The following is a 1466-nucleotide window of genomic DNA, read 5'->3' as shown; positions in this document are numbered from 1 at the left end:
AACGATATATATCTATAAAATACACATTATAAACGAAATTAGACATATATTTATATATATCTAAAAAATTGATTTTAAAATATATTATTAAAAATTATTTACAAATCAAAAAAAGGTGAATGCGACCACCGCAGTCCTAAAACTTGCTCACAGGCCCTATAATAATCCCTGCATTGCTGCCCAATTTATGACCTGTGTATCCACCCAATGCAGCGCCTGTAACCGTACCCCATATACCACCTCGCGAGCCCCTTAATCCTCCATACAGAGCTCCCGCAGCTCCTCCAATGATTCCTACCTCTGTCTTCTTTGTCATCGCAGCATGGAAATAATCCTTAACACCACATGCCGTAGATGAACTTGATGAATGTGAACTGCTGTGTGAATGACTACGTGAGCTTGAACTTCCCATTTTAATCCCCCTTGTATATTTATTAAAGTATATTTATAAAAAAAACCTATCAGATCGATACAATTAAAATGGTTAGCATGCTGTTTAGACAGACGTAAAATATAATTTTAATAATAATAATAATAAAACGCTGTATAAATAATAAATACACTCTATTTATATTGTATTATATAAATATGTATATTTTAATTAATAAATAATAAAATTATTATAATAAATTAATTCTATATTATTTTAAAATTCCCATATATTCAACTAATAAATTTCCAGAATAAAATATTATAAAAAATATAATTGTTGCTAATATTACTCTTTTTTATACTCCATCTCCCACCTTTAAATCTACCGAAAAAAAACATGAAAAATCCAAATGCAATTGCTGTCACTAAAGAGCTAATAAAAGTATACATAATAAAGAATCCAAAATAAAATATCTATTATCATAAACAAAAATATCCCTGAAATCAGTTTAGCCATAGCTTTAAAGTATGTTTACAATATTAACTGATCTCAGAAATATCTCACTAGCTATTTTCTAAATAAATTAAAAACAGTGTCCCTCCACTTTACGGATGGCATTGCTTGTATTTATCCGTAAAACCGGTAACAGCTCCTCCTATTCCGCCGACTACTGCTCCACTGAGCGCACCAATAGGACCTCCCACTGAACCACCTAATGCTCCTCCTACTGCTCCTATCCCTCCCCTTATGGCCGATGCTTCAACATAATCGCCTACTTCACAGCTCGGATTCGGATGAAGTTGATTGTACTTATCTACGAAGGCATCACCAGCTCCTCCTATTCCGCCGCTTACTACTCCACCGAGAAAGCCAGCACTTGCACCTCCTGGTCTAACAATAGAACCTCCCGCTGCACCAGCACCACCTCCTACCATTCTACCATTGCTCCCATCATGCCACCTGTACCTGCTGCTTGGGCATAAGTGTCTGTATAATCTGGAAAAAGCCAACTTTGGCGACGTGAACTACTACTTGAATCATGTGATGAGCTTGAACTACCCATTTAAATCCTCCTTTTTATTTAAAAAAAATA

At 34.8% G+C, this 1466-nt stretch carries 3 protein-coding genes; all 3 read right to left on the bottom strand.

What is annotated here, in order from left to right:
* Nucleotides 1–136 precede the first annotated feature (136 nt).
* Nucleotides 137–412 carry a hypothetical protein gene (locus tag BN338_RS06730; protein WP_039760314.1) on the bottom strand — a complete coding sequence of 92 codons (276 nt, stop codon included), beginning with the start codon at nt 410–412 and terminating at the stop codon, nt 137–139.
* Between the two features lie 566 nt (nt 413–978).
* On the bottom strand, nt 979–1308 hold the full coding sequence (locus BN338_RS06725; RefSeq protein WP_156809265.1) for a hypothetical protein: 330 nt from the start codon (nt 1306–1308) through the stop codon (nt 979–981).
* Nucleotides 1302–1436 carry a hypothetical protein gene (locus BN338_RS13525; RefSeq protein ID WP_280109525.1) on the bottom strand — a complete coding sequence of 45 codons (135 nt, stop codon included), beginning with the start codon at nt 1434–1436 and terminating at the stop codon, nt 1302–1304. The genes BN338_RS06725 and BN338_RS13525 overlap by 7 nt, the downstream gene beginning before the upstream one ends.
* Nucleotides 1437–1466 lie beyond the last annotated feature (30 nt).

It is taken from the genome of Bartonella queenslandensis AUST/NH15, from assembly GCF_000312585.1.
Taxonomy (GTDB): domain Bacteria; phylum Pseudomonadota; class Alphaproteobacteria; order Rhizobiales; family Rhizobiaceae; genus Bartonella; species Bartonella queenslandensis_A.
Note: the sequence above shows the minus strand (reverse complement) of the source record. Positions and strands in the feature narration are given on the sequence as shown.

Bases quoted from the DNA above. Each gene is read 5' to 3' on its own strand.
- BN338_RS13525 (WP_280109525.1), bottom strand. From the start codon at position 1,436: ATGGGTAGTTCAAGCTCATCACATGATTCAAGTAGTAGTTCACGTCGC.
- BN338_RS06725 (WP_156809265.1), bottom strand. From the start codon at position 1,308: ATGGTAGGAGGTGGTGCTGGTGCAGCGGGAGGTTCTATTGTTAGACCA.
- BN338_RS06730 (WP_039760314.1), bottom strand. From the start codon at position 412: ATGGGAAGTTCAAGCTCACGTAGTCATTCACACAGCAGTTCACATTCA.